Annotated in this window: 22 protein-coding genes; 17 read left to right on the plus strand and 5 right to left on the minus strand. The window is 35.4% G+C overall.

The window, feature by feature from the left end:
- Positions 1–152: 152 nt before the first annotated feature.
- The 10 genes from kynU (at position 153) to GM921_RS04830 (ending at position 8,495) form a co-directional block, all read left to right on the plus strand.
- Positions 153–1,436, plus strand: a complete 1,284-nt coding sequence (gene kynU / locus GM921_RS04785) for a kynureninase (RefSeq protein WP_182921463.1) — start codon at positions 153–155, stop codon at positions 1,434–1,436.
- On the plus strand, positions 1,433–2,293 hold the full coding sequence (locus tag GM921_RS04790) for a bestrophin family protein (RefSeq protein WP_182921464.1): 861 nt from the start codon (positions 1,433–1,435) through the stop codon (positions 2,291–2,293). Before kynU ends, GM921_RS04790 begins: the two co-directional genes overlap by 4 nt.
- Positions 2,294–2,341: 48 nt before the next feature.
- Positions 2,342–2,929, plus strand: coding sequence for a hypothetical protein (locus GM921_RS04795; RefSeq protein WP_182921465.1), 588 nt, complete (start codon positions 2,342–2,344; stop codon positions 2,927–2,929).
- Between the two features lie 44 nt (positions 2,930–2,973).
- Complete coding sequence (locus GM921_RS04800; RefSeq protein ID WP_182921466.1) at positions 2,974–3,876, plus strand: histone deacetylase family protein; 903 nt, start codon at positions 2,974–2,976, stop codon at positions 3,874–3,876.
- A gap of 3 nt (positions 3,877–3,879) precedes the next feature.
- Positions 3,880–4,416, plus strand: coding sequence for a hypothetical protein (locus GM921_RS04805; protein ID WP_182921467.1), 537 nt, complete (start codon positions 3,880–3,882; stop codon positions 4,414–4,416).
- An 18-nt stretch (positions 4,417–4,434) separates the two neighbouring features.
- Positions 4,435–5,118 (plus strand): pseudouridine synthase, encoded by a 684-nt coding sequence (locus tag GM921_RS04810; protein WP_182921468.1) that lies wholly within the window; start codon positions 4,435–4,437, stop codon positions 5,116–5,118.
- Between the two features lie 132 nt (positions 5,119–5,250).
- Positions 5,251–5,907, plus strand: a complete 657-nt coding sequence (locus GM921_RS04815) for a hypothetical protein (protein ID WP_235969775.1) — start codon at positions 5,251–5,253, stop codon at positions 5,905–5,907.
- 163 nt (positions 5,908–6,070) lie between these two features.
- Positions 6,071–7,027 carry a hypothetical protein gene (locus tag GM921_RS04820; protein WP_182921470.1) on the plus strand — a complete coding sequence of 319 codons (957 nt, stop codon included), beginning with the start codon at positions 6,071–6,073 and terminating at the stop codon, positions 7,025–7,027.
- Positions 7,028–7,029: 2 nt separating this feature from the next.
- Positions 7,030–8,148: a DNA polymerase IV gene (dinB, locus tag GM921_RS04825; RefSeq protein WP_182921471.1), complete on the plus strand. Its 1,119-nt coding sequence runs from the start codon at positions 7,030–7,032 to the stop codon at positions 8,146–8,148.
- A gap of 188 nt (positions 8,149–8,336) precedes the next feature.
- On the plus strand, positions 8,337–8,495 hold the full coding sequence (locus GM921_RS04830; RefSeq protein WP_182921472.1) for a hypothetical protein: 159 nt from the start codon (positions 8,337–8,339) through the stop codon (positions 8,493–8,495).
- A 17-nt stretch (positions 8,496–8,512) separates the two neighbouring features.
- Here the strand turns inward: GM921_RS04830 and GM921_RS04835 are convergent, their stop codons facing one another.
- From GM921_RS04835 to GM921_RS04850, 4 genes are all read right to left on the minus strand, one after another.
- Positions 8,513–8,878 carry a response regulator gene (locus tag GM921_RS04835; RefSeq protein WP_182921473.1) on the minus strand — a complete coding sequence of 122 codons (366 nt, stop codon included), beginning with the start codon at positions 8,876–8,878 and terminating at the stop codon, positions 8,513–8,515.
- A gap of 30 nt (positions 8,879–8,908) precedes the next feature.
- Entirely contained in the window at positions 8,909–10,276 is a 1,368-nt protein-coding gene (locus tag GM921_RS04840; RefSeq protein WP_182921474.1) for an MATE family efflux transporter, read from the minus strand.
- A gap of 71 nt (positions 10,277–10,347) precedes the next feature.
- On the minus strand, positions 10,348–10,980 hold the full coding sequence (locus GM921_RS04845) for an AlbA family DNA-binding domain-containing protein (protein ID WP_182921475.1): 633 nt from the start codon (positions 10,978–10,980) through the stop codon (positions 10,348–10,350).
- Positions 10,981–10,995: 15 nt separating this feature from the next.
- Positions 10,996–11,481 (minus strand): DUF4442 domain-containing protein, encoded by a 486-nt coding sequence (locus GM921_RS04850; RefSeq protein WP_182921476.1) that lies wholly within the window; start codon positions 11,479–11,481, stop codon positions 10,996–10,998.
- Positions 11,482–11,549: 68 nt separating this feature from the next.
- Between GM921_RS04850 and GM921_RS04855 the strand changes: the two genes are divergently transcribed.
- The 5 genes from GM921_RS04855 (at position 11,550) to GM921_RS04875 (ending at position 16,416) form a co-directional block, all read left to right on the plus strand.
- Positions 11,550–11,876 (plus strand): phosphoribosylpyrophosphate synthetase, encoded by a 327-nt coding sequence (locus GM921_RS04855; protein ID WP_235969776.1) that lies wholly within the window; start codon positions 11,550–11,552, stop codon positions 11,874–11,876.
- A gap of 599 nt (positions 11,877–12,475) precedes the next feature.
- Positions 12,476–13,060, plus strand: a complete 585-nt coding sequence (locus GM921_RS04860) for a fasciclin domain-containing protein (RefSeq protein ID WP_182921477.1) — start codon at positions 12,476–12,478, stop codon at positions 13,058–13,060.
- Positions 13,061–13,168: 108 nt separating this feature from the next.
- A complete protein-coding gene (locus GM921_RS04865) occupies positions 13,169–14,389 on the plus strand; it encodes an MFS transporter (RefSeq protein ID WP_182921478.1) in 1,221 nt (406 codons plus the stop codon).
- Positions 14,390–14,895: 506 nt separating this feature from the next.
- On the plus strand, positions 14,896–15,792 hold the full coding sequence (hemF, locus tag GM921_RS04870) for an oxygen-dependent coproporphyrinogen oxidase (RefSeq protein ID WP_182922237.1): 897 nt from the start codon (positions 14,896–14,898) through the stop codon (positions 15,790–15,792).
- Between the two features lie 81 nt (positions 15,793–15,873).
- Positions 15,874–16,416 (plus strand): hypothetical protein, encoded by a 543-nt coding sequence (locus tag GM921_RS04875; RefSeq protein ID WP_182921479.1) that lies wholly within the window; start codon positions 15,874–15,876, stop codon positions 16,414–16,416.
- Between the two features lie 225 nt (positions 16,417–16,641).
- Here GM921_RS04875 and GM921_RS04880 read toward each other — a convergent pair whose 3' ends face one another.
- Entirely contained in the window at positions 16,642–17,739 is a 1,098-nt protein-coding gene (locus GM921_RS04880) for a PEGA domain-containing protein (RefSeq protein ID WP_182921480.1), read from the minus strand.
- 562 nt (positions 17,740–18,301) lie between these two features.
- On the opposite strand from GM921_RS04880, the gene dinB (GM921_RS04885) reads away from it, so the two are divergent.
- Both dinB (GM921_RS04885) and dnaE read left to right on the plus strand, forming a co-directional pair.
- Positions 18,302–19,489, plus strand: a complete 1,188-nt coding sequence (dinB, locus tag GM921_RS04885; RefSeq protein WP_182921481.1) for a DNA polymerase IV — start codon at positions 18,302–18,304, stop codon at positions 19,487–19,489.
- 86 nt (positions 19,490–19,575) lie between these two features.
- Positions 19,576–22,581 carry a DNA polymerase III subunit alpha gene (dnaE, locus tag GM921_RS04890; RefSeq protein ID WP_182921482.1) on the plus strand — a complete coding sequence of 1,002 codons (3,006 nt, stop codon included), beginning with the start codon at positions 19,576–19,578 and terminating at the stop codon, positions 22,579–22,581.
- Positions 22,582–22,739: the final 158 nt, after the last annotated feature.

A 22,739-nucleotide genomic window follows, 5' to 3' on the forward strand; every position in this document is an offset into this window, starting at 1 on the left:
TTTACAGGAAAGACCCTGAAATAAATTCAGGGTGACGATCGCCTTAGCGTAGGATTTATTATAAAACCTTAACTCTTCTTCATTCCTTAATGTTAAAGTTTAATGTAAATTATACTACAGTTTACAAAACTTTTTTTTGCTAATATTGAAACATGAATTTCGAGAATAACTTAGCCTTCGCTCAAGCACTAGATCAGCAAGATATATTAAGAGAAATGCGCAATGAATATCTATTCCCTCAGCAAAACGGAAAACCTTTTATCTATTTGTGTGGCAACTCCTTAGGTTTACAACCTAAAGTGGCTCGTGAGGTTTTAGAGGTGCAGTTAAACAACTGGCAAAACCTAGCAGTAGAAGGATGGTTTGAGGGAAATTCACCTTGGATGTTCTATCATAAAGAACTCAAAAAGTTAATGGCACCCATAGTTGGTGCAAAGCCAGCAGAAGTTTGCCCAATGAATACCTTAACTGTCAACCTCCATTTATTGATGGTTAGTTTTTATCAGCCGAAGGCGAAACGATTTAAAATAATAATGGAAGCCGGCGCATTCCCATCCGATCAATATGCGATAGAGAGCCAAGTTCGTTTTCATGGGTTCGATCCTAAAGACGCCATCATCGAAGTAAAACCAAAAGAGGGAGAATACACGCTAAGAACAGAAGATATTGTTAAAGCGATAGATGATAATGCAGAAGAAATAGCTTTAGTACTCTTCGGCGGGATTAATTACTTTACAGGTCAGTGGTTTGATATGCCTGCCATTACCAAAGCCGGACATAAAGCGGGTGCAATAGTAGGCTTCGATTTAGCTCATGCAGCTGGCAATGTGCCGTTACAATTGCACAACTGGGGTGTCGACTTTGCTTGTTGGTGTTCTTATAAATATCAAAACGCTGGACCTGGTGGGATAAGCGGAATCTTTGTACACGAAAAGCATTTCAATACGCCCTTAAATCGCTTTGCGGGATGGTGGGGCTATAACGAAGCGCAACGCTTTAAGATGGAAAAAGGCTTTATACCCGAAGCTGGAGCCGATGGTTGGCAGGTAAGCTGCACACAGGTAATGCCTATGGCCTTGTATCATGCATCGTTGCAATTGTTCAAAAAAGCAGGCTTTATGGATGCGCTAAGAACTAAAAGTAAAACTTTAACAGCTTATTTGTTCTATGTTATAAATCAGTTAAATACAAAACTAGGAGAGGAGCAGTTTAAAATAATTACACCCCAAACAGAAGATGATAGAGGGGCGCAAGTTTCTATCATAGCCAAGGCAAACGGAAAGAAAATATTCGATGAATTAGTAGTTAACAATGTACTTGGCGATTGGCGTGAACCAAATGTAATACGCTTAAGTCCGGTGCCAATGTACAACAGCTTTGAAGATGTATATAGAACAGGAGAATTATTATTAACCATTAGCCAATCCATAGCATGATAAATTACAATCCAAAAGAGTGGATGAGCTTCATCTTCCATATTCATAAAGCAGATACCTTTAGAAAACTATGGCCTTTAATGCTAACTATTGCCGCTCTTTCTGGAGGGATAGCCTACCTAGAACTTAATTATTTAAAGCTAGCAGAAACCACTTATATTAAAAATGTAGGGATGATGCATAGCCTTTTAGGTTTTGTAATCTCTATGCTATTGGTATTTAGAACCAACACATCTTACGATAGATGGTGGGACGGAAGAAAACTCTTAGGTGCATTAACTAACGTGAGCAGAAATCTAGCTATCAAAATAAGGGCCTTAAACCTAGAAGCAGAAGAAATCGAATTCTTTAAGTATGCCATTCCTAAATACGCCTTTGCACTAAAAGAACATTTAAGAGAGAAGCAATACTTTGGTAAGGATAGCTTTTTAATAGAGATTGATGGTGGTAAACATATCCCTAATCAGGTAGCAACAAGTATGGTGAGTAGAATTTATGCTTTACAAGCAGTGGGTAAAATCTCTCAAGAACAACTCATTACGCTAAACACCGATGCAAGTCAATTTACAGATATTTGTGGCGGTTGCGAACGGATTAGAAACACACCAATACCGTATTCATACAGTGCTTTTATCAAAAAATTCATTTTCATTTACGTATTAACCTTACCAATAGGCTGGGTATTTAGTTTGGGCTATTTTGTAGTGCCAATTGTACCCTTTATTCTCTATGTATTAGCCAGTTTAGAGTTAATAGCTGAAGAAATAGAGAACCCATTTAACACAGATGCTAACGATTTGCCTGTAGATGAAATTTGCAATAACATTGAAAAGCATGTTAGAGAGATTTTAAGCTGAAATAGGGTGAAAAAATTAACACTAATACTGTTTCTAGCGTGTTACTTTATGATTTTAACATCTTGTAAAGTCAATAAAAGCATAGTTGGAGAATATGTTTCCAACGATTTTGGGAAATGGCATCTGAAGATAGAAGATGATTCTTTATTTAGTTTTACAGGAGATGATTATAAAGCTTTACTTACGGCTGAGAATTTCTTTTACACGAAAGGGGCTTGGACTAAAAATGCAGATACTTTATTATTGAACAGTAAACAAAATAATCATGAAACTTTAAAGAACAAAATTGAAACCTTTAAAACGGTCGAAAACAAATCGACATTTATGTTTTTTAATAGTTATGGAGATACTTTAACCTTTAATACTATTTATAAAAATCAAGAGCTATATATGACTCGAACTCATGGAAGCTATTCGAGTATTAAAGATGAAGTTAAGAAAGGGGATAATTTAAAATTCAATTTTTATGTTGGATACAATCCCTTCTCCATTGAAATTTTAGATAATGAGCCTAAAATATATAAAATCATAATGGCTAGAGAAGAACGAAGTGATTACTTTAAAAACTACTCATTCTTAATCAAGAAGGGGAAGCTAATAGATATTTCGAAAGATAGAAAATTCAAAGCAAACTAGATTTTCTAAAACAGAACTCTAAGCCTTAGTGATCAAATAAACCCATGTTAAAAATAGCCTATCACCCAATTTACGCACATCCCTTACCAGAAGGCCATCGCTTCCCGATGCTTAAATACGAGTTAATACCTGCACAATTACTACACGAGGGTACTATCCAACAAGAAAACTTATTTGCCCCAGAGCCAACGGCAGAAGAAAACATTCTAGCTACACACAACAAAGACTATTGGCTACAACTAAAAAATGGTACGCTACCAGCAAAAGAGCAACGCAGAATAGGTTTCCCTTTAAACGCACAATTAGTAGAACGAGAAATTAGAATAGCACAAGGAACCATAGATGGTGCACTATATGCTCAACAACATGGCGTAGCTTTTAATGTAGCAGGAGGTACACACCATGCAGGTAGCAATTGGGGCGAAGGCTTTTGTTTGTTAAACGATCAAGCTATTGCAGCAAACTATTTGTTAAATAATGATTTAAGTAAACGCATCTTAATAATAGATTTAGATGTACATCAGGGTAATGGAACCGCAGAAATCTTCCAAAAAGAAGACAAGGTATTCACATTTTCTATGCATGGCGACAAAAACTTTCCCTTTAGAAAAGAACGATCAGACTTAGATATTCCTTTGGAAGATGGTACAAATGATGAAACCTTTTTAACTAAACTACAAGAAGCTTTGGCTGCTGTATTTAAAAAGCATCAGCCAGATTTTGTATTCTATTTAGCCGGAGTAGATGTATTAGCAACAGATAACCTAGGCAAACTAGCCCTCACCAAAAACGGATGTAAGCAACGCGATGTATTGGTTTTTACAGCTTGCTTGCAACATCAAGTCCCAGTACAGGTAAGCATGGGAGGAGGCTATTCTCCAAACATAAAAACCATTGTAGATGCACATTGCAATACCTTTAGAGTGGCAAGAGATTTATATATTTAACTAATGAAAAATTATATTCTTATCCTATTTGTCCTTTTTACTTCTTGTACAAGAAATAGCTCAAGCAATAAAGAAGCTGCAAAAGATACATTAAAAACTAATCCAGTAATTATTAAGCAACCAGCATTTAATTTAGATTCTGTTAAGAGAAAGATTTTAACGGACAATTTAAAATCAACTAATTCTGATACTATTACCTACGAGTTTTCATTAGAAGGCGATTATAGTGCTGAAGGCAATGTTGGAAAAGCTTTTTACCTAAATAATAGCATTAAGAAATTAGAGATGATTTTTTATAGAGAAACAGGTAAATCTGTTTACACCTACGTTTTTAACGAGAATAAGGTTAAGGTTAAACAAAAGATATATGATTACAATGTTCCGCTTTTTGAAGTTAAGGATAGTAGTAATATAAAACTAGTTCAAACCATTAAGTATGAACAAGACTACAATGGGAAATTGATAGGAAAAGATGTGCCAGATGCAGACTTAGCTATTTATTTTGATCTTAAGGAAACAGTTCCGTTTACATTAAAGTAATCTTTCTATCTTCGCTACATGCTAGAAATTATCTATCAAGACGAACACTTAATAGCCATTAACAAACCTCATGGCCTATTGGTGCATCGTTCTAAAATAGCAAATGATGCTACAGAATTTGCCTTACAAATGCTACGCGATCAAATAGGTCAGCATGTAAACCCAGTACATCGTTTAGATAGAAAAACAAGCGGACTTTTACTCTTTGCCTTTTCTAAAGAAATAGAAATTGCCATGCAAAAACAGTTTCAAGAAGGATTAGTAGAAAAGAAATACCTAGCCATATTACGAGGGTATGCTCCAGATCAATTGGATATAGATTATCCCTTAAAAAAAGAAAACGGAACACTACAAGAAGCCTTTACCTCATTTATAACTTTGCAACGAGCAGAAATAGAAGTGCCCTTTGGTAAGCACCCAACCTCACGTTATTCATTAGTAGAAGCCAGCCCAACAACAGGGCGTATGCATCAGCTCCGCAAACACTTTGCTCACATTTTCCATCCTATTATTGGCGACAGAAAGCACGGTTGTAACAAACAAAATGGCTTCTTTGCTACCCAATTTCAAATGACGACCATGTTATTGCATGCATCAGAACTTAGCTTTACACACCCAGTAACCGCACAAAGAATTCAGTTAAAAGCAACACCCCATCAAGAATTTAACCGGATGATGGATGTACTAAAATTTACAAGCTAGCATAATAATTGCTACCCAAAACCTGTTATTACTACATCTATGATTACACATTCACGACTTACCCCCGTGCTGCTTCTCCTATTTTTAAGCAGCTGTTCTTCTATATACATGCCCAGCGTACCCAATACGCCCATGTTAACCACGCAAGGCGAAATAGCAGCAGGCGCACACGTATCCCTAAAAGGCAATTTCAATTTCAACTCGGCCTATGCCGTAAGCAATCATGTTGCCCTCTTAGCTAATGGAGCTTACATGAACAATGAGAGCACCAAAAAAGATGTTAAACATAAAATGATTGAGTTTGGTGGAGGCTATTTTAACACCTTTGGTCCTGATAATAACCGAATACTAGAAATATACGGAGGTATAGGAAGTGGTAAAAGCGACAGACTGTTTAGGCAATTTGACGATAACAAAAACCTAATTACTATAGATAATCATAAAGCAAACTACGATAAGAAGTTTATACAAGTAAACTATAGTTCTAAAAAGAGAGATAACCTACGCTTGTTTGGTGTAAACTTTGGACTAAACTTTGGTACTGCATTACGCATGAGCTTTGTTAAAACAAATGATTTCTTTATTAATAACGTACAACAACCCAATGAAGATAACATCTTTCTAGAACCAGTTTTCTTTACCAGAATGATTTTAAGCGATCAAGTACAACTGCAATACACCAGTGGCAGCAACTTTGGTTTAAAAAGTCGTAAGTTTTTAAATGCAGGTAACTCTGTATTTAGTGTTGGTGCAGTTGTAAATTTAGGTAGAGCGCCTAAAAAGCAATAATTAATAGCGTAGTTATATTATAGCTAGCTTTTAAATGCAGCCGTTGTCAGTTCGAGCTTAGCAGTTGCCTATTCTAGTCTGGCAGTTGACAGTTTGAGTGTAGTAGTTGTTAATTTAACCCAAACTCCTAAAAAACAATAAGAGATTATTGTAAATTTGATACATGAGGTGGTATCTATTAATCTTTTGCGTAGTTGTTTTTAAAACTGATATAAAGGCGCAAGTTTCTTTTAATGAGTATTTCAACTCCTTAAAAAAGGTAAACATTGATAGTGGCATTACCTTAACCTTCGATGAGCCTGCACAGTTAAATCCCAAAAACCCTACCAAACTCATTTTGTTTGCTTTGCCAAATGGCAACACAACGGCACAAACTTTCGGCAAGAAACTAGCCAATGGCGACGATTGGCATTTCGATATTCAGCATATTGGCGCACAAACTGCATTTATTCGTAATGCAGATAAGCTGACGAATTATATTGTAGTGTATATAGAGAACAACTTAAAGAGCTGGCCAGCCTGGCGAAGAAAGTTTGTAAGTGGAGATACACGGATAGGTGAATTGGTTGCTGATGTAGTAGAGCGTTATAAAAAGTACCAACCAAAGGTTACATTGAGTAGCCATAGTGGCGGTGGGAGTTTTATTTTTGGTTATATCAATTCGCAGCCACAACTACCAAAGTTTATAGATCGGATTGGTTTTTTAGATGCAACGTATGGTTACGAAACGGAAAAGCATCAAGCGAAGCTTACAAATTGGTTAAAAACGAAGAATAAATCATTACAGGTAATTGCATACAACGATAGTGTTGTGGTTTATAATGGTAAGCCGTTGGTGTCGCCAACTGGCGGAACATGGTATAGAAGCCAATTAATGGCTAGAGATTTACAAGCCGAATTTAACTTAAAGAAATACGATTTGTCTGATAGAATGAACTGGTTTAATCAAAATCATTTAATCGATTTCTCTTTGATTAAAAACCCAGAGGGCAAAATCTATCATACTGTATTGGTGGAAAAGAATGGTTTTATCCGCCTACTATTTAATGGTACAAAGTACCAAGATAAAGATTATCAGTTTTGGGGAGATAGGGCTTACCAAGCTTATGTTTTGCAGTAATCATGGAAAATGAGAGCAGAAATTCGGTTCGTAAAATTATCCATATCGATATGGATGCCTTTTATGCATCTGTAGAGCAGCGTGATTTTCCTGAATATAGAGGCAAACCTTTAGTGGTTGGTGGTTCACCAGAGGGAAGAGGCGGAGTAGTGGCAACTGCAAGCTATGAAGCCCGTAAATTTGGTATCCGCTCTGCAATGACGGCTAAAAAAGCCCAACAACTTTGCCCGTATGCTATTTTTGTGCGACCACGCTTTGCTGCCTACAAAGAGGTTTCGCAGAAAATAAGAGAGATATTTAGTCGGTATACCGATTTAATCGAACCTCTTTCACTGGATGAAGCCTATTTAGATGTCACTGAAGATAAATTAAACATCGGATCTGCCATTACGATTGCTGAGCAAATTAAACAGGCTATAAAAGATGAGTTGCATTTAACGGCATCTGCAGGAGTTTCTATTAATAAGTTTACGGCTAAAATTGCATCAGACATGAATAAACCTGATGGGTTAACGTTTATTGGTCCTTCTAAGTTAGAGCGGTTTATGGAGCAATTACCAGTAGAAAAGTTTTTTGGTGTTGGTAAGGTTACTGCCGAAAAGATGAAAAGACAAGGTTTACATACTGGTGCAGACTTAAAACAATTAACAGAACAGCGTTTAATACAACTCTTTGGTAAAACAGGTAAGTTCTTTTATAAAATAGTGAGGGGAATAGATAATAGAGAGGTACAACCACATCAAGAAACGAAGTCTATAAGTGCTGAAGATACGTTTTCTTATGATTTAGACAAAGGGGAGGAACTTACTGATTGGTTAGTACAAATTGCTACGTCTGCATTTAAAAGAATGCAATACTATGAGCTTTACGGGCGTACGTTGACGTTGAAAGTGAAGTTTGAGGATTTTAAAATTATTACCAGGAGTATGTCTTTTGCGAGCAAGATTACAACTTTAGAGCAGGTATTGGATACTGCACAAATGCTATTGAACAATCTAGATTTAGGTGATAAGAAGATTAGATTGTTGGGTGTTTCTTTTTCTAATTTTGGTGAGGTTAAAGCGAGAGGGAAAGAGGATAGTCATCAGCCAACGCTTTTTCCGAATGCAAATTTAGAGTAGGTTATTCTTTACGACCGTCATTGCGAGGCACGAAGCAATCTTACAACTATAGCTTCTTTTAATTCGCTTTAAGATTGCTTCGTGCCTCGCAATGACGAGCAAGAGTTAATAATTAACCTTAATTTAATTTTAACGAAACAAATGAGCTTTATTTTTACTTACTAGAAAAGGATTAACTGATTTTAGCGATGAAAACAAATACTGTAATAATAGCGATCGTAATTGTGGCAGTTTTGGCCTTTGTTTACTTTATTGTTAAGCGTAATAAAAAAGACCAAAAGGAATTAGAAGATGAGCTAAATCAGAAAGAAATTACGCCAGATAAACATGATGATGAACATGTTTAAGCAATGGTAAGCTTTAATTAATTATTGCTACCTAATTGTTCTTCTAAGGTCTCTAATAGCGCATCTATATCAAATGGTTTTGGCACCACTTCATCTGCACAAACTTCTTTAACACGTTCTATTTGAGGATGGGTTGATAATACAATTACTGGAATATGACTAGTTCCTTCTGCCTCTTTTATTTGGCGACAAAGCTCTGTTCCTTCAACTGTAGGCCTAACAATATCAAGTAAAATAGCATCTGGTTGAAATGATACAATATGCTCAAATATATTTCTTTCATTAGTGTAAAGGCTTAATTCATATCCTGCCTCATCTAATATTAATGAAATCAATTCTAAGATATCCTTATTGTTTTCTACAACTAAGACGCGTTTTTTCATGGGGACAAATATAACGTAATTTAATATGATTTAATTAGGAGAGGTTTCTATTAATAATCTTGTTCTATGCTGAAAACGGAAGAAAAGTAGGATAGAAGCGGTTAATAAACCGAAAGTTAAGCCGTACCAAATTCCTCTAACACCCATATCTAGGTAAAAACCTAAAAAGTAACCCAAAGGGATGCCAATAATCCAGTAGGATAAAAAGGTAATGAAAGTTGGCATATTAACATCGCCAACTCCACGTAAAACGCCTAAACCAACTACTTGTGTGCCATCAAATAATTGAAAAAAACCTGCGATAATTAAGAGTTGTGCTGCTATTTCAATCACTTTTAAATCGCTAGTATATAGATAAGGTAAAAGAGTGTTGGCTAATACGAAAAGAATTGCTGTACAACTCATAAAGGCTAGTACTACATGATAACTTGCTATTGCAGAGCGACGAAGATCTATGAAATTCTTTTGTCCTAAATAGTTGCCGGTTTTTATAGTAGCTGCCGATGCGATACCGCTAGCTACCATATATGTTAAAGCAGCCAGTGTAATTGCAATTTGATGTGCGGCTTGAGGTGCTGCGCCAATAGTACCAATGATAACGGCAGCACCACTAAAAGCACTAATTTCAAAAATATATTGCATGGCTACTGGCGCACCAATTTTAATAATTTGAACGCTTCTAATTTTATCAATGGCATACAGTTTAAAATGCTGCAAGTAAACTTTAAAGTTTTTAGACCTCATTACATAAATCCCCATTACCACCGCCATTAAAATACGATCAATTAATGTACTTAAACCTACGCCTTTAACACCCATTGCCTCAATACCAAACATTCCCCTAACAAAAATAATTCCTAGTATAATGTTTAAAATGTTTCCGAATATGGAAATCATCATGGCTTGCTTGGTAAATCCTAATCCTTCTGCAAATTGTTTAAAGGTTTGAAACACCATTAAAGGGATAATTGAAAAAGCAAGCAAACCTAAATAGGGTTTAGCATAAGCTACAACTTCGGGCGATTGTCCTAAATGACCAATGATGGATAAAGTTCCAAAATGTAATAAAAGATAAAGAATAATGCCTGATACTGCGTTTATTAATAAACTATTAGAAAGCAGTCGACCGCATTCACTGTAATTTTTACCACCATTTTGTTTAGCGATTAGAGGGGTTAAGCCATAAGATAAACCCAAACCTAACACCATAATGATTGTAAAAAGACTATTAACTAAAGATACAGCTGCTAATTGAACGGTACCAGCAAACTGACCAACAATTACACTGTCGGCAATGTGCACAGCCATGTGTCCAATTTGAGAAACTACAATTGGAGTGGCAAGAATAAGGTTTTCTTTGTAGTAGGGTTTGTATTTTGTATATAACGTTCGAAGCATGAGCGTACAAATGTGGCGTTTTTATTTCTATTTGTCATCCTGAGCTTGTCGAAGGATAAAAATAAACTCAATTATTTTACATCTGCTGCTGTAAAGTATTCTTCCTTTTCTGTAGTGTGCGGTAAAAGTACACCTGTAAGTATAAGGCTAACAATAATCTTTTGAGCCTTTTTATAAGCACTTCTAGTTAGCTTGCTAAACTCTTTTAAGGTAATGCGACCATGCTCTTCTAGATAATTTAATAGCTTCTTTTCGTGCTCTGAATAGGAGATGAGTTGTCCACTTTCGTGATTTTCTTCTTTTAAAACATCAACAATAATTTTGCTGGCTAGTACACTTTTGTCTTTCACTCTAAAGTACACCCACCACTTTTTGTTTTCATCTAATGCATAATGCGGTTTGGTATCACTTTTAGGAATATCAACTACTAAAACAACTTTATCATCTACATAAACTTCTTCAAACTTTGGTTCTATGGCAGGTTTGCAAAATAAATGTGCCGCTTTGGTAATCATGTATTTTTCTTCGTCTTCAGATTTTACACCTTTAATACTACCGTCATCGGCCACGCCAATTAATAATTTACCACCTCTATTATTGGAAAATGCAACTAATGTTTTAGCTATTTTTTCGGTATTACTTATGGTCTTTTTAAAATCTAAACTTACATTTTCGCCTTCCAGAATTAGTCTTTTGATGTTCATAGCTCAGCATAATAATTAAATAGCAACTCTCTGTTTTTCACCAGGAAATTTATTTCGCAAATAGACCTCATTTTGTACTGTAGCACATAACTCACCTTGTTTATTAAATAATTCCATTGGGTAAGACTTTACAAACTTTCCCGTATCGGTTAAAGATGCTTCGGCCTCGGCAATCATTTCATCGGTAATTATTAAGGTAAAGTACAAACTGGTTAAACCTGGTTTAAGGTATTGGATGGAGGCGCTTTTTAACCAAACACGCACTTTAAAACCTCTGCGTTGCATCAATTGATCAAATAAAATAGCATAAAATGGATCTGTTGCTGCGTAAATAGAGCCACCAAAGATGGAACCATTGTAGTTTCTGTTTAAAAAACTGTTGCTAATCTTAACATCAACACCTCTAAAATCGGGATGAAACTTTTTAACCCAAATGCGTTGAAATAATAAAGGAGGATAAAAACACATTGCCCATTTAAGGGTTCTTTCAGAAACTATCATGATGGTTAAATATCAGAAATACAATTGAGCTTTAAAAGTTTTATCAGAGAAGTTATTGTCATAAAAAAATGGTAAATTGGTACATGCATATTTACGATACACTCACCGCCGCAGTAGCCGATTTAGAGAAAAGAGGTTACGAATATGATTTTAACTTAGCTCAAGATTGCATTGAGTGTAAATCTTTAGATCTTCAATTAATGCCTGAGGAATTTGAAATTGAAGAGTTTTATCGCTTTGAAGGGATGACAGATCCTGGAGACAGTGCAGTTATTTATGCCATTTCATCGCCAGTTGGTAATTTAAAGGGTGTTTTAATTGATGCTTATGGCGCTTATGCTGAAAATATCTCCCCAGAGTTATTAGATAAATTGAAAATACATCACGATAGTTAATAGATTTTTTAAATCCTTTAGTCTTAGATTGTACGATTCGTCATTGCATAGGATGTAGCAACGTGATATTTTCCTATACTATTATTGGTTTTCCAACACCCAGTCTTGCCTCGGTTCGCCGCCACCGAGGGGCTCTTTCGTTTTTCGGTTGTTGTAGTTTTGTTTTTGTCCTCAAGAATGCTTCGCAGTATCTCTTGATAGAAAAGAAACAAAAGATCAAGAAAGAACGATGCTTCCGCCCCTAGGCCCACACGTGGCTCGCCGTTCTTTCTGGCCAACGCTCTTTGGCGCAGTAGCGAATATAATAAGCTTGTGGTATTTTGAATTAAGTTTGGAAAAAAGATTAAAGGAAAAGATTATGGGCATATTGGGGAATAAGCAATCGGGTACAGAAATAGGAAATATTCTTCATATCAATTTGTCATCCAGAGCGTAGCGAAGGATCTCATGTAAATTGATAAGTAAGCTAGGCAGAATACAATTCTTTATTGCAAGAGATGCAGAACTCAGCAAATTAATTTATTTAATATATTAAAAAACCATACCCCAATTTGTTTCGTAAGTAGGGTAATAACTTAAAAACAAAAAAATAAAATTTTATGAAAAAGCAATTCTTAAGCGTAGCAATGGGTGTAGCATTTTTAGCTATGACAGCTGCTTGTAATTCTACCAAAACAAGTTCTACAACTACAGATAGTACTAACATGGCAATGCCAGATACGACTATGACCACCGAAGCTGGTGTAGAAGTAGGTGGAGCAATGATGGTTCCTTCTAAAAACATTGTAGAAAATGCATTGGGCTCTAGCGATCACACTACATTGGTTGCAGCTGTTAAACAAGCTGGATTAGTAGAAACATTGAGTGGTACTGGTCCTTTTACTGTATTTGCACCAACTAATGAGGCATTTGCTAAAGTGCCTGCAGCTACTTTAAACGATTTAATGAAACCAGCTATGAAAGCTGATTTAACTAAAATTCTTACGTACCATGTAGTGCCTGGAGCGTTAAAATCATCAGATTTAAAAGATGGTATGGAATTAACCACTGTTCAAGGTCAGAAACTTAAAATAACTACCAAAGATGGTAAATGGATGGTGAATGGCGCTAACATTACCATTGCAGATGTAATTTCTAGCAATGGTGTAACCTACGTTATTGATGGTGTTTTAATGCCAAAATAAGACTCTGTTTAATTAATTAGTTTTTTTAGAGCCCATTTTACTTTGTAGAATGGGCTTTTTAATTCTATATAATTTTTTGTAGTTTAATCGCTTCAAACCATACTATATATGAACGCCTCAAATAAGCGAAACATTACCCTCATCGTTATCGTAGCCGCATTAGGTTACTTTGTTGATATTTATGATCTCATCCTTTTTTCGGTAGTTAGAGTTAAAAGTCTAAAAGATTTAGGTGTAGCCGATGATGATATGTTAAGGGTAGGTGCAAGTATAATAAACAGTCAGATGTTTGGAATGCTTATTGGTGGTATTCTCTGGGGTATTTTGGGAGATAAAAAAGGGCGATTAAGTGTGTTATTTGGCTCTATTATTTTGTATTCTATAGCCAATATTGCTAATGGATTTGTGAGCTCTGTAACTGCTTATACTATCATTCGTTTTATTGCTGGTGTAGGTTTGGCGGGCGAATTAGGTGCGGGAATTACCTTAGTTACCGAAAGTATGGGTAAGGAAAACAGGGGCTATGGAACCATGATTGTGGCAGGGGTTGGCTTGTTTGGTGCGGTAGCTGCTGCATTAATTGGCGGACATTACACTTGGCAAACTAGCTATTTTATTGGTGGTGGTATGGGTTTGGTGCTATTGTTTTTGCGTGTAGGTTTAGTAGAATCTGGGTTGTTTAAAGAAACAAAAGAAAAATCTGTTCAGCGAGGTAATATGTGGATGCTCTTTAACAATGCTGGTCGATTTAAAAAATATATATGTTGTATTTTAATAGGTTTACCACTTTGGTTTGTAGTAGGCGTGTTAATCACTTTCTCTCCAGAATTTGGTAAAGCATTAGGCGCTACAGGTATTTTAAATGCAGGCAAAGGCGTAATGTACTGCTATATAGGTATTGCCACAGGCGATGTAGTAGCTGGGTTTTTATGTCAAATGCTCCAATCACGTAAAAAAGTGATGATGATATTCTTGCTATTAACTGCAGTTGCAATTGTTGTTTTTTTAAATGCCAAAGGCTTAAGTCCCGAAACATTTATTTGGCTAAGCTTATTTTTAGGCTTCGCATCTGGTTATTGGGCCACATTTGTAACTATCGCTTCAGAGCAATTTGGTACGAACTTGAGATCTACAGTAACTACTACCGTTCCAAACTTTATTCGTGGTTCTGTAATTGCAGTTACACTATCTTTTCAGTTTCTAAAGGGGGAAGTTGGGATTTTACAAAGCGCAATGATTGTAGGTTTTACTTGTGTAATTATCGCTTTGGTAGCCTTAAGTCAATTAAAAGAAACATTTCATAAAGATTTAGATTATGTTGAGGTGTAATAGTTCATTGGTTCATTAGTTCATTGCCGTTGGCTTTAGCTAGCTTGTTCATTAGTTCATTGGTTCATTGCCGTTTACTATAGCTAGATTGTTCATTAGTTCATTGCCGTTTGCTTTAGCTGACGGAAATTAGTCCACAGTCATTTAGCGTCATGCCCAACTCGATTGGGTATCTTAATGCTGTTAAAAGGCAAATAACATCAAGATTAGCTGCGCTGAATACTTCGTGGTTTCTGCCTTCGCGGGAATGATGCAATGAGGGATAGTCCAGATTTAGATGAGATTGGTTCATTGCCCTTTGCTTTAGCTAATTTGTTCATTGGTTCATTAGTTCATTGCCGTTTGCTTTAGCTGACGGAAATTGGTTCATTGGTCATTAGTTCAATTGTCTCAAATCACATATCTCAATACGCAATTCTTATTCCTTGTGTCAAAAAAATGTACTATCTAAACTTTCAGTTAGCATTCGCTATTATAAGCCTTAACTTTGATATCTAATTTAAATGATGATGTTTAGGGACGAAGTAGCGGCAGCGTATCAGCATATACAAGATAGCATTTGTGAAGGTTTGGTTTTGACGGACGGAAAAGCAAAATTTGAAGAAGAAGTTTGGCAACGTGATGGTGGCGGAGGTGGTAGAACCCGTATTATGCAAAACGGAAATGTGATAGAGAAAGGTGGTGTAAATTTTTCTGCTGTACATGGTAAACTTCCCGAAGCTGTAAAAAAAGCTTTTAAAGTTGATAGCGATGACTTTTTTGCAACGGGTGTTTCTATCGTTATGCATCCAGAAAATCCATTTGTGCCTATTATACACATGAATATTAGGTATTTTGAAATGGATGAACAAACTCGTTGGTTTGGCGGAGGGATAGATCTTACGCCTCATTATGTTATTCCTACAGATGCTCGCTTTTTCCATCATCGTTTAAAACAAACCTGCGATAACTTCGACAACTCTTTTTATCCTAAATTTAAGGCAACTGCCGATGATTATTTTTTTATCAAACATCGTGAAGAAACAAGAGGAGTAGGCGGTATTTTTTATGATAGATTAAAACCAGAAAATACCAATTTAGATTTTAATCAAATACTAGATTTCTCATTAGCGGTTGGCAATACGTTTTTACCAGTTTATACCGAATTAATAGATCGTAACCGCGATAAATCATTTACAGAACAGCAAAAAGAATGGCAATATTTGCGTAGAAGTCGCTATGCAGAATTTAATTTAGTGTACGATGCTGGTACTAAATTCGGATTAGAAACCAATGGTCGCATAGAAAGTATTTTAATGAGCTTGCCACCAACTGCTAAATGGAATTATAATCCTCAAATTATAGCCAATAGCGAAGAAGAAAATACGCAGAACTTCCTTAAAAAAGGAATTGATTGGGTTTAATTTTGTCTTCCAAGAGTAACAAAAGATCTATTTTAATGGGTGAAAATGAGAATTTCTCTTTCAGAATATTAATTTAGTAATATGGAACTTTCACTAGATGCACTTTCTGCTGCAGAATTAAAATTATATTATTTAATTCCTGAACATTTAGGTTTTGGTGATTTAGAAAATGAACTTAATAATAATGGGACATTTGATGAATATAGGAACCTGCACAAAAGCTATTTTGAATTGTTTAACATAACATCAAGTAGCATTATTAAACTCGAAGCGCTTAAAAGGTTAATATTCTTAAATTGGTATTCTATTATTGAACCAAGTTGTTTTACGGGTATTGAGAACCTAGATAATGATATTATTTCTAACTCATTCTCAATTCTTAATGATTATTTAACAGAGAATAAGCTTGATAAAGAGTTTAAATGGATGTTAACTTTTTATGCTAGTTGGGACTATGCTATCTTAAATTTCTCTGAAAATAAATTTGTTAATTTAACAAATTTTGTAAAAGCAGTAGATACTTCTATATCTAGTTTCCCGAAAAATACACTTGAAAAAGGTTCCATGGATAACCGAGGGCAAATGGGGGTTTATTGGATAAGTATGGCGGTAGAAATTAAATAATTCTTTAAACTTTTAAAAATAAAGAGCCTTGGGCCGTAAAAATAAACTCCATAATAAAGAAGATTATACGTTTTTTAAGAGGTACATGTCACAGACGTGCACCAGCAAAGGGTAACGAAAGATCTATTTTAATGGGTGAAAATGAGAATTTCTCTTTCAGAATATTAATTTAGTAATTCTGGGCAATACCCGAGCGCCAATCAATTATTACCAATAGAATGGCTATTAATTCCAAGTATCGTCTAAAAAATAAATAACTACTTCAAATCTATTCTTGGCAATCTCTGTCACATCTAACCTTATTCTAATGTTTTGCCCTATTGGGCAAAATTCAGTGTAAGCTTCGTTATCGAAAATGCCAGCATATTGAGAATTAGTTTCACTTTTTATTTTTTCGACAATTGTTCGCATTTCTCTTTGGGCGGTAGTCTTATCTGTAAAACTGGAAATGCAATAGCTATAGACCTTAACATAGCCACTTTTTGCTACTGCGAGTGACCTAGGGCCTTTGGTAACCTGAGCATTTTTCAGTATAGCTTTTTCTGGAAAAAAAAACCAATCCTCAGGGCCACTTAAAGGATCCATCATACTCTTCGGGTAATTAGCCAACTTGGCAGATTCTGGATTGTTAGCGAAGAATCCGCTCGGTGTTAATCCTCTTTTAAAACCATATGTAGTCATAAGGGAATTGAAATACTGAATTGTATTTTCCTTTTCTTTTTTTGCAGTGAACGGATCTTTAAGGGTAAATTCTCCACTAATCATATTTACAAATACACTTGTGGTAAATCCGCCCAGTATATTAATGCGTTTAGTGATGGATTTGCTACCGAAGTTAAGTTGTAAATCATAACTGCCCTCACTTATATCACTTACTGTCCATTGATCCTTAGTTTTGGTAATATCCTTTAACCCTTCTACCTGTGGAATGGTAATTTTGATCTCGATAGGTACGGACTGAATAATGAGTTTTCCAGTGGGTATATCAACCTTCTTTTCACTCGAGGCAGCATTACCTTGTTCAGAGATAGTAACACCTTGGCGAGAAAAAGGCTTAACCTTATAGGCAAATACTTCGTTAGCCTTCACCGTGATGGTTTCTTGAAAGGGTATATAACCATCTTTCACAACCTTGATGATGTGGGCGCCAGGGCTTACATTATCTATAATATACCCTTGGTACTCTACAGTGGTTTTGCCCTTTAGCTCTCCATCCAAATAGACTGAAAGGTTAGGTTCTCCAGATACCTGGATATAACTTTTCTGTGAAAATGCTTTAGAAGCACCCAGTGTTAAAAATATAAATAAGAGAGCGTGTTTCATAATAAATTAATTGAGTAATTACATATAAATATAAAATAATTACAGCAAAAACAATTGGTTTTAATGCACAATTAACTGCTGCTAGAGCAGGTTAGGATATAGGTTAAAAAATATCCATTTCATTAGGTCTTGTTAAGGTCTTGTTCGAGTCATGTTCGAGAAAATGCCCCTTTTCTCGAACAAGTCCCGAAGGAGACCCAAAGAAGTCTCGAAGAAGACCTTCACAAAAGGCATTGTTTTGGGGTTTTAATCTTTAACTAGATTACAAGATATTCTAGGTAGATAGCCCAGCCTCTTCAAAAACCTTAATCATGCCATCTTCTCACTGCCCAAAGAGCGTAGGGTAGACAGGAACGGCGGGCCATGCGTAAGCCTTGAGCGTGGAAGCATCGTTCCTGACTTGATCTTTTGCATACTTTTCCATCAAGGGAAAAGTTTGATGCCACCGCGGCAAAGAGCGGACGCACACTAGCGTTAATAAATAACTAATATATTTAGCTAAAAATCTTGATAATTAATTTCATAATACTAATTATATTAGTATTATATTTGCTAATAAATTATGGAATTTAGCGATAAACATATCATTCACATGGATCAGGATGCTTTTTTTGTATCTGTAGAAATCCTTAAAAATAGCAAATTACTTGGTTTGCCTGTAATTATTGGAGGTTTATCAGACAGGGGAGTAGTGGCTTCTTGTAGTTACGAAGCTCGTGCATATGGTGTTCATTCGGCTATGCCTAGTCGTATGGCCCGTCAACTTTGTCCACATGCAATTTTTGTAAAGGGAAGTATGGATGATTATAGTAAATATTCCCATCAGGTTACCGAATTGCTCCAAGAAAAAGTACCTCTTTTAGAAAAAGCAAGTATAGATGAGCATTATATAGATATGACGGGCATGGATCGGTTTTTTGGTTGTATGAAATTTGCTCAAGAACTCCGTCATGCTGTATTAGATCAAATAGGCTTACCCATTTCTTTTGGTTTATCTGTTAATAAAACGGTTTCCAAAATGGCGACGAATGAATGTAAACCAAATGGTGAAAAACAAGTGGAAAAACTAGCAGTACAATCCTTTTTAAATCCACTTTCTATTAAAAAAATACCTGGTTTGGGTGATTCTACGTTTATAAAACTCAGCGAAATGGGCGTAAGGAAAATTCATACGTTAACTCAAATTCCACAAGATTTAATGTTTAAAATTCTAGGTCAAAACGGGCTTAGTTTATGGCAAAAAGCCAATGGAATAGATAATTCGCCAGTGGTGCCTTATCGCGAACAAAAATCTATAGGTAAACAAACCACTTTTGAGAGCGATAGCATGGATATAGCGGGTATGAAAATCATCCTCACCGATATGATTACCAAATTGGCTTTTGAACTTCGGCAGAAACAAAAATTAACGGCTTGTATTACAGTAACTATTCGCTATGCGAATTTTGAAACCATTACCCAGCAAGCTAAAATTCCGTATACATCGCTAGATTCTGTCTTAATTAGCAAAGCAAAAGAACTGTTTGATAAAGTTTACCAAAAACGAATGCTATTGCGATTGGTAGGTGTAAAATTATCGCATTTGGTGAGCGGTTATGAGCAAATTGCATTGTACGGTCCATCAGAAAAAATGTACAATCTCTATCAAAGTATGGATAAAATGCGTTCTCGTTACGGTGTAGATACCATCAAATTAGCAACGGTTTTACCGAATAAAGGAGAAACTAAAAAATTGTATAGACAGCAATAAGTTCATTGGCTCATTAGATCATTGGTTGTGATGTTTAATTATACTATATCAAAAATATTGGTTATCAATCGTTAACATCTTTCAAAATGTTTTTAAACGTCCATTCGCAATATAGCCTCCGTTACGGCACAATGGAGATAGAAACGCTGATAAAAGAGGCGAGGGCAAGAAATATCCACCAGATGGTGCTTACGGATATTAATAACTCTACTGGCTGCATGGAATTTATTCGACTGTGTAGAAAAGAAGGAACTGACCATGAAGATAAACACGGCACATTTTGGCCAGCTTATGATATTAAACCTATTATCGGAATAGAATTTCGACGAGATCATAAATTACTATATATCGGCATTGCCAAAAATAAAGAAGGGATGAAAGAGCTAAATGATTTTTTAACTCATCACAACCTTAATGAACTTCCTTTGCCAGATAAACCGTTTCAGTTTAATAATGCATTTGTGATTTATCCTTATAAAAACAATATGGCATTAGCTGAAAATGAATATTTAGGTGTTCGTGCTAACGAGCTGAATAAAATTGCAGGTAAATCGCTGGATACTGTTAAAGATAAGCTGGTAGTTTTTCATCCTGTAACAGTTAAAGATAAAGTAGAATATAGGTTACACAACTACTTAGTAGCTATAGGTTTAAATACGGTTTTAGGAAAATTAACAGAAGAAGATGTTTGCCAAAAAGATGAGGTTTTAATTCCTGAAGATGAGCTGAAAGAGAAATTTATTTCTTATGATTTTATAGTTTCTAATACGCAAAAACTGCTAGATAGTTGCTGTATGGACGAGTATGTTTTCGGTAAAAAGAATAAGAAAACGTTTACAACCGGTGCAGAAAATGATTTAAAACTATTAACCGAGCTTGCCATGAAAGGTTTAGCTTATCGTTATGGGTTGGATAATGATGTTGCTTTAAAACGTATTAAAAACGAACTTAAGGTTATTTCTGAATTAGATTTTTGCGCTTATTTTCTAATCACTTGGGATATTGTGAAATATGCGATGGAAGAAAGAGGCTTTTATCATGTAGGTAGGGGTTCTGGCGCCAACAGTATTGTGGCTTATTGTTTGAAAATAACTGATGTTGATCCGATTGCGTTAGATCTTTATTTCGAGCGATTTTTAAATCATAAACGGAGTTCTCCACCAGATTTTGATATTGATTTTAGTTGGGATGAGCGACCTGAAATACAGAAGTACATCTTCCAGAAATATCCTAATACTGCTTTATTGGGTACAATGAGTAGTTTTAAAGATAAAGCAATTATTAGAGAAATTGGAAAAGTAATGGGTTTGCCTAAAAATGAAATAGACGATTTTACAGATCCTACAAAAGAAAGGTTTAATACAAATAATCCCACTTTTAATAAAATATTGGCCATTCATACTTACATGAATAATATGCCAAATCAACGTTCCATTCACGCTGGTGGAATTTTGATTGGCGAAGAACCTTTAACTTATTATACTGCATTAGATTTACCACCTAAAGGTTTGCCAACCGTACAATGGGATATGTATGAGGCAGAAGCAATCGGGCTTGATAAATACGATATTTTAAGTCAACGAGGAATTGGGCACATTAGAGAAGCCGTTCAACTTGTTCATAAAAACAAGCAAATAGCAATAGATATCCATGATTTTAAATCGTTTAAAGATGATCCGAAACTAAATGCGCAATTGCGAGCTGGCACACCAATTGGTTGTTTTTATATCGAATCTCCAGCAATGCGTCAACTACTTAAAAAACTGCAATGTGAAGATTATCTCACTTTAGTGGCTGCAAGTTCTATTATTAGACCCGGAGTGGCCAGTTCTGGTATGATGAAAATGTATATTCAAAGTTACCATAACCCAAAGGGAGTAAAGTACTTATCAGAAGTAATGGAGCAACAACTCGGTGAAACTTTTGGTATTATGGTGTATCAAGAAGACGTAATTAAAGTTTGCTGTCATTATGCCGGTTTAGATTTTGCAGATGCAGATATTTTACGTCGAGGAATGAGTGGTAAATACCGTAAAAAAGTAGAATTTGAAAAGCTGGAACAACGTTTTTTCTCTTGCGCAAAAGCTTTAGGTCGAGATGAAGAAACAACAAAAGAAGTATGGCGACAAATTTCGAGCTTTGCAGGATTTAGTTTTTCCAAAGCACATTCGGCTAGTTTTGCAGTAGAAAGTTATCAAAGTTTATTCCTTAAAACCTATTATCCGAAGGAGTTTATGGTAGCTGTTTTAAATAATTATGGCGGTTTTTACCAGCGCTGGGTATATGTACATGCCCTGCAACGAACAGGAGCAGAGGTTCATTTGCCTTGTGTTAATCATAGTGATGATGTGGTTAATATTACTGGAAACAAAGCTTATTTGGGTTTTATTGGTGTACAGGGATTGGAAAATAGGTTGATTGCACTCATCCCGCAGGAGCGGAAACAAAATGGAAATTACATAGATCTGGAAGATTTAATAAAACGTACCAATTTGAGTTTAGAACAATCGCTAATTCTGATAAGGATCGGTGCTTTACGTTTTATGGGTAAGAGTAAAAAAGAGCTTTTATGGGAAGTTTATAACTATTTAGGCAATAAAACAAAACCTATGCCTGGAAAAGAACTATTTCATTTACCAAGCAAAGAATATGTGCTACCAAATTTAGATACACATTTAGTTGAAGATGCTTATCAGGAATTAGAATTATTGGGTTTTCCGATTAGTTTAAGCATGTTCGATTTATTAAAAACCGAGTATAGAGGAGATATTTTAGCAAAGGACTTAGAAAAACAGGAAGGTAAAATTGTAAAATTGTTAGGCAATTTTGTTTGCGATAAAACAGTTTATACTATTAAAAATACTAAAATGTGGTTTGGAACCTTTATCGATAATGAAGGTGATTTTTTCGACACTACACATTTTCCAAATAACAATCCAATTTATCCTTTTAAGGGCAAGGGTTGCTATCTTATTTTAGGTAAAGTAGTATTAGATTTCGGTGTGCCTAGCATTGAAGTGCTAAAATTTGCTAAACTGCCAATTGTAGATAATCCGGTGTTTATTACAAATAGTAAGCCTTTAAAAATCTAAATAAATTAAAGGCCACAGATTCACTGATTTAAAAAGAAGACCAATAATCTGCAAATCTGTGGCTAAAAATTAAATAGCTTTTTACTTGAAAATATACGCCAAAAAAACATTATCCCCATGCCTAAAACTTTTCAACATAAAGGTGCATATTGAGGGTT

Origin of the sequence: Pedobacter planticolens, from assembly GCF_014172375.1 — a bacterium.
Classification (GTDB): domain Bacteria; phylum Bacteroidota; class Bacteroidia; order Sphingobacteriales; family Sphingobacteriaceae; genus Pedobacter; species Pedobacter planticolens.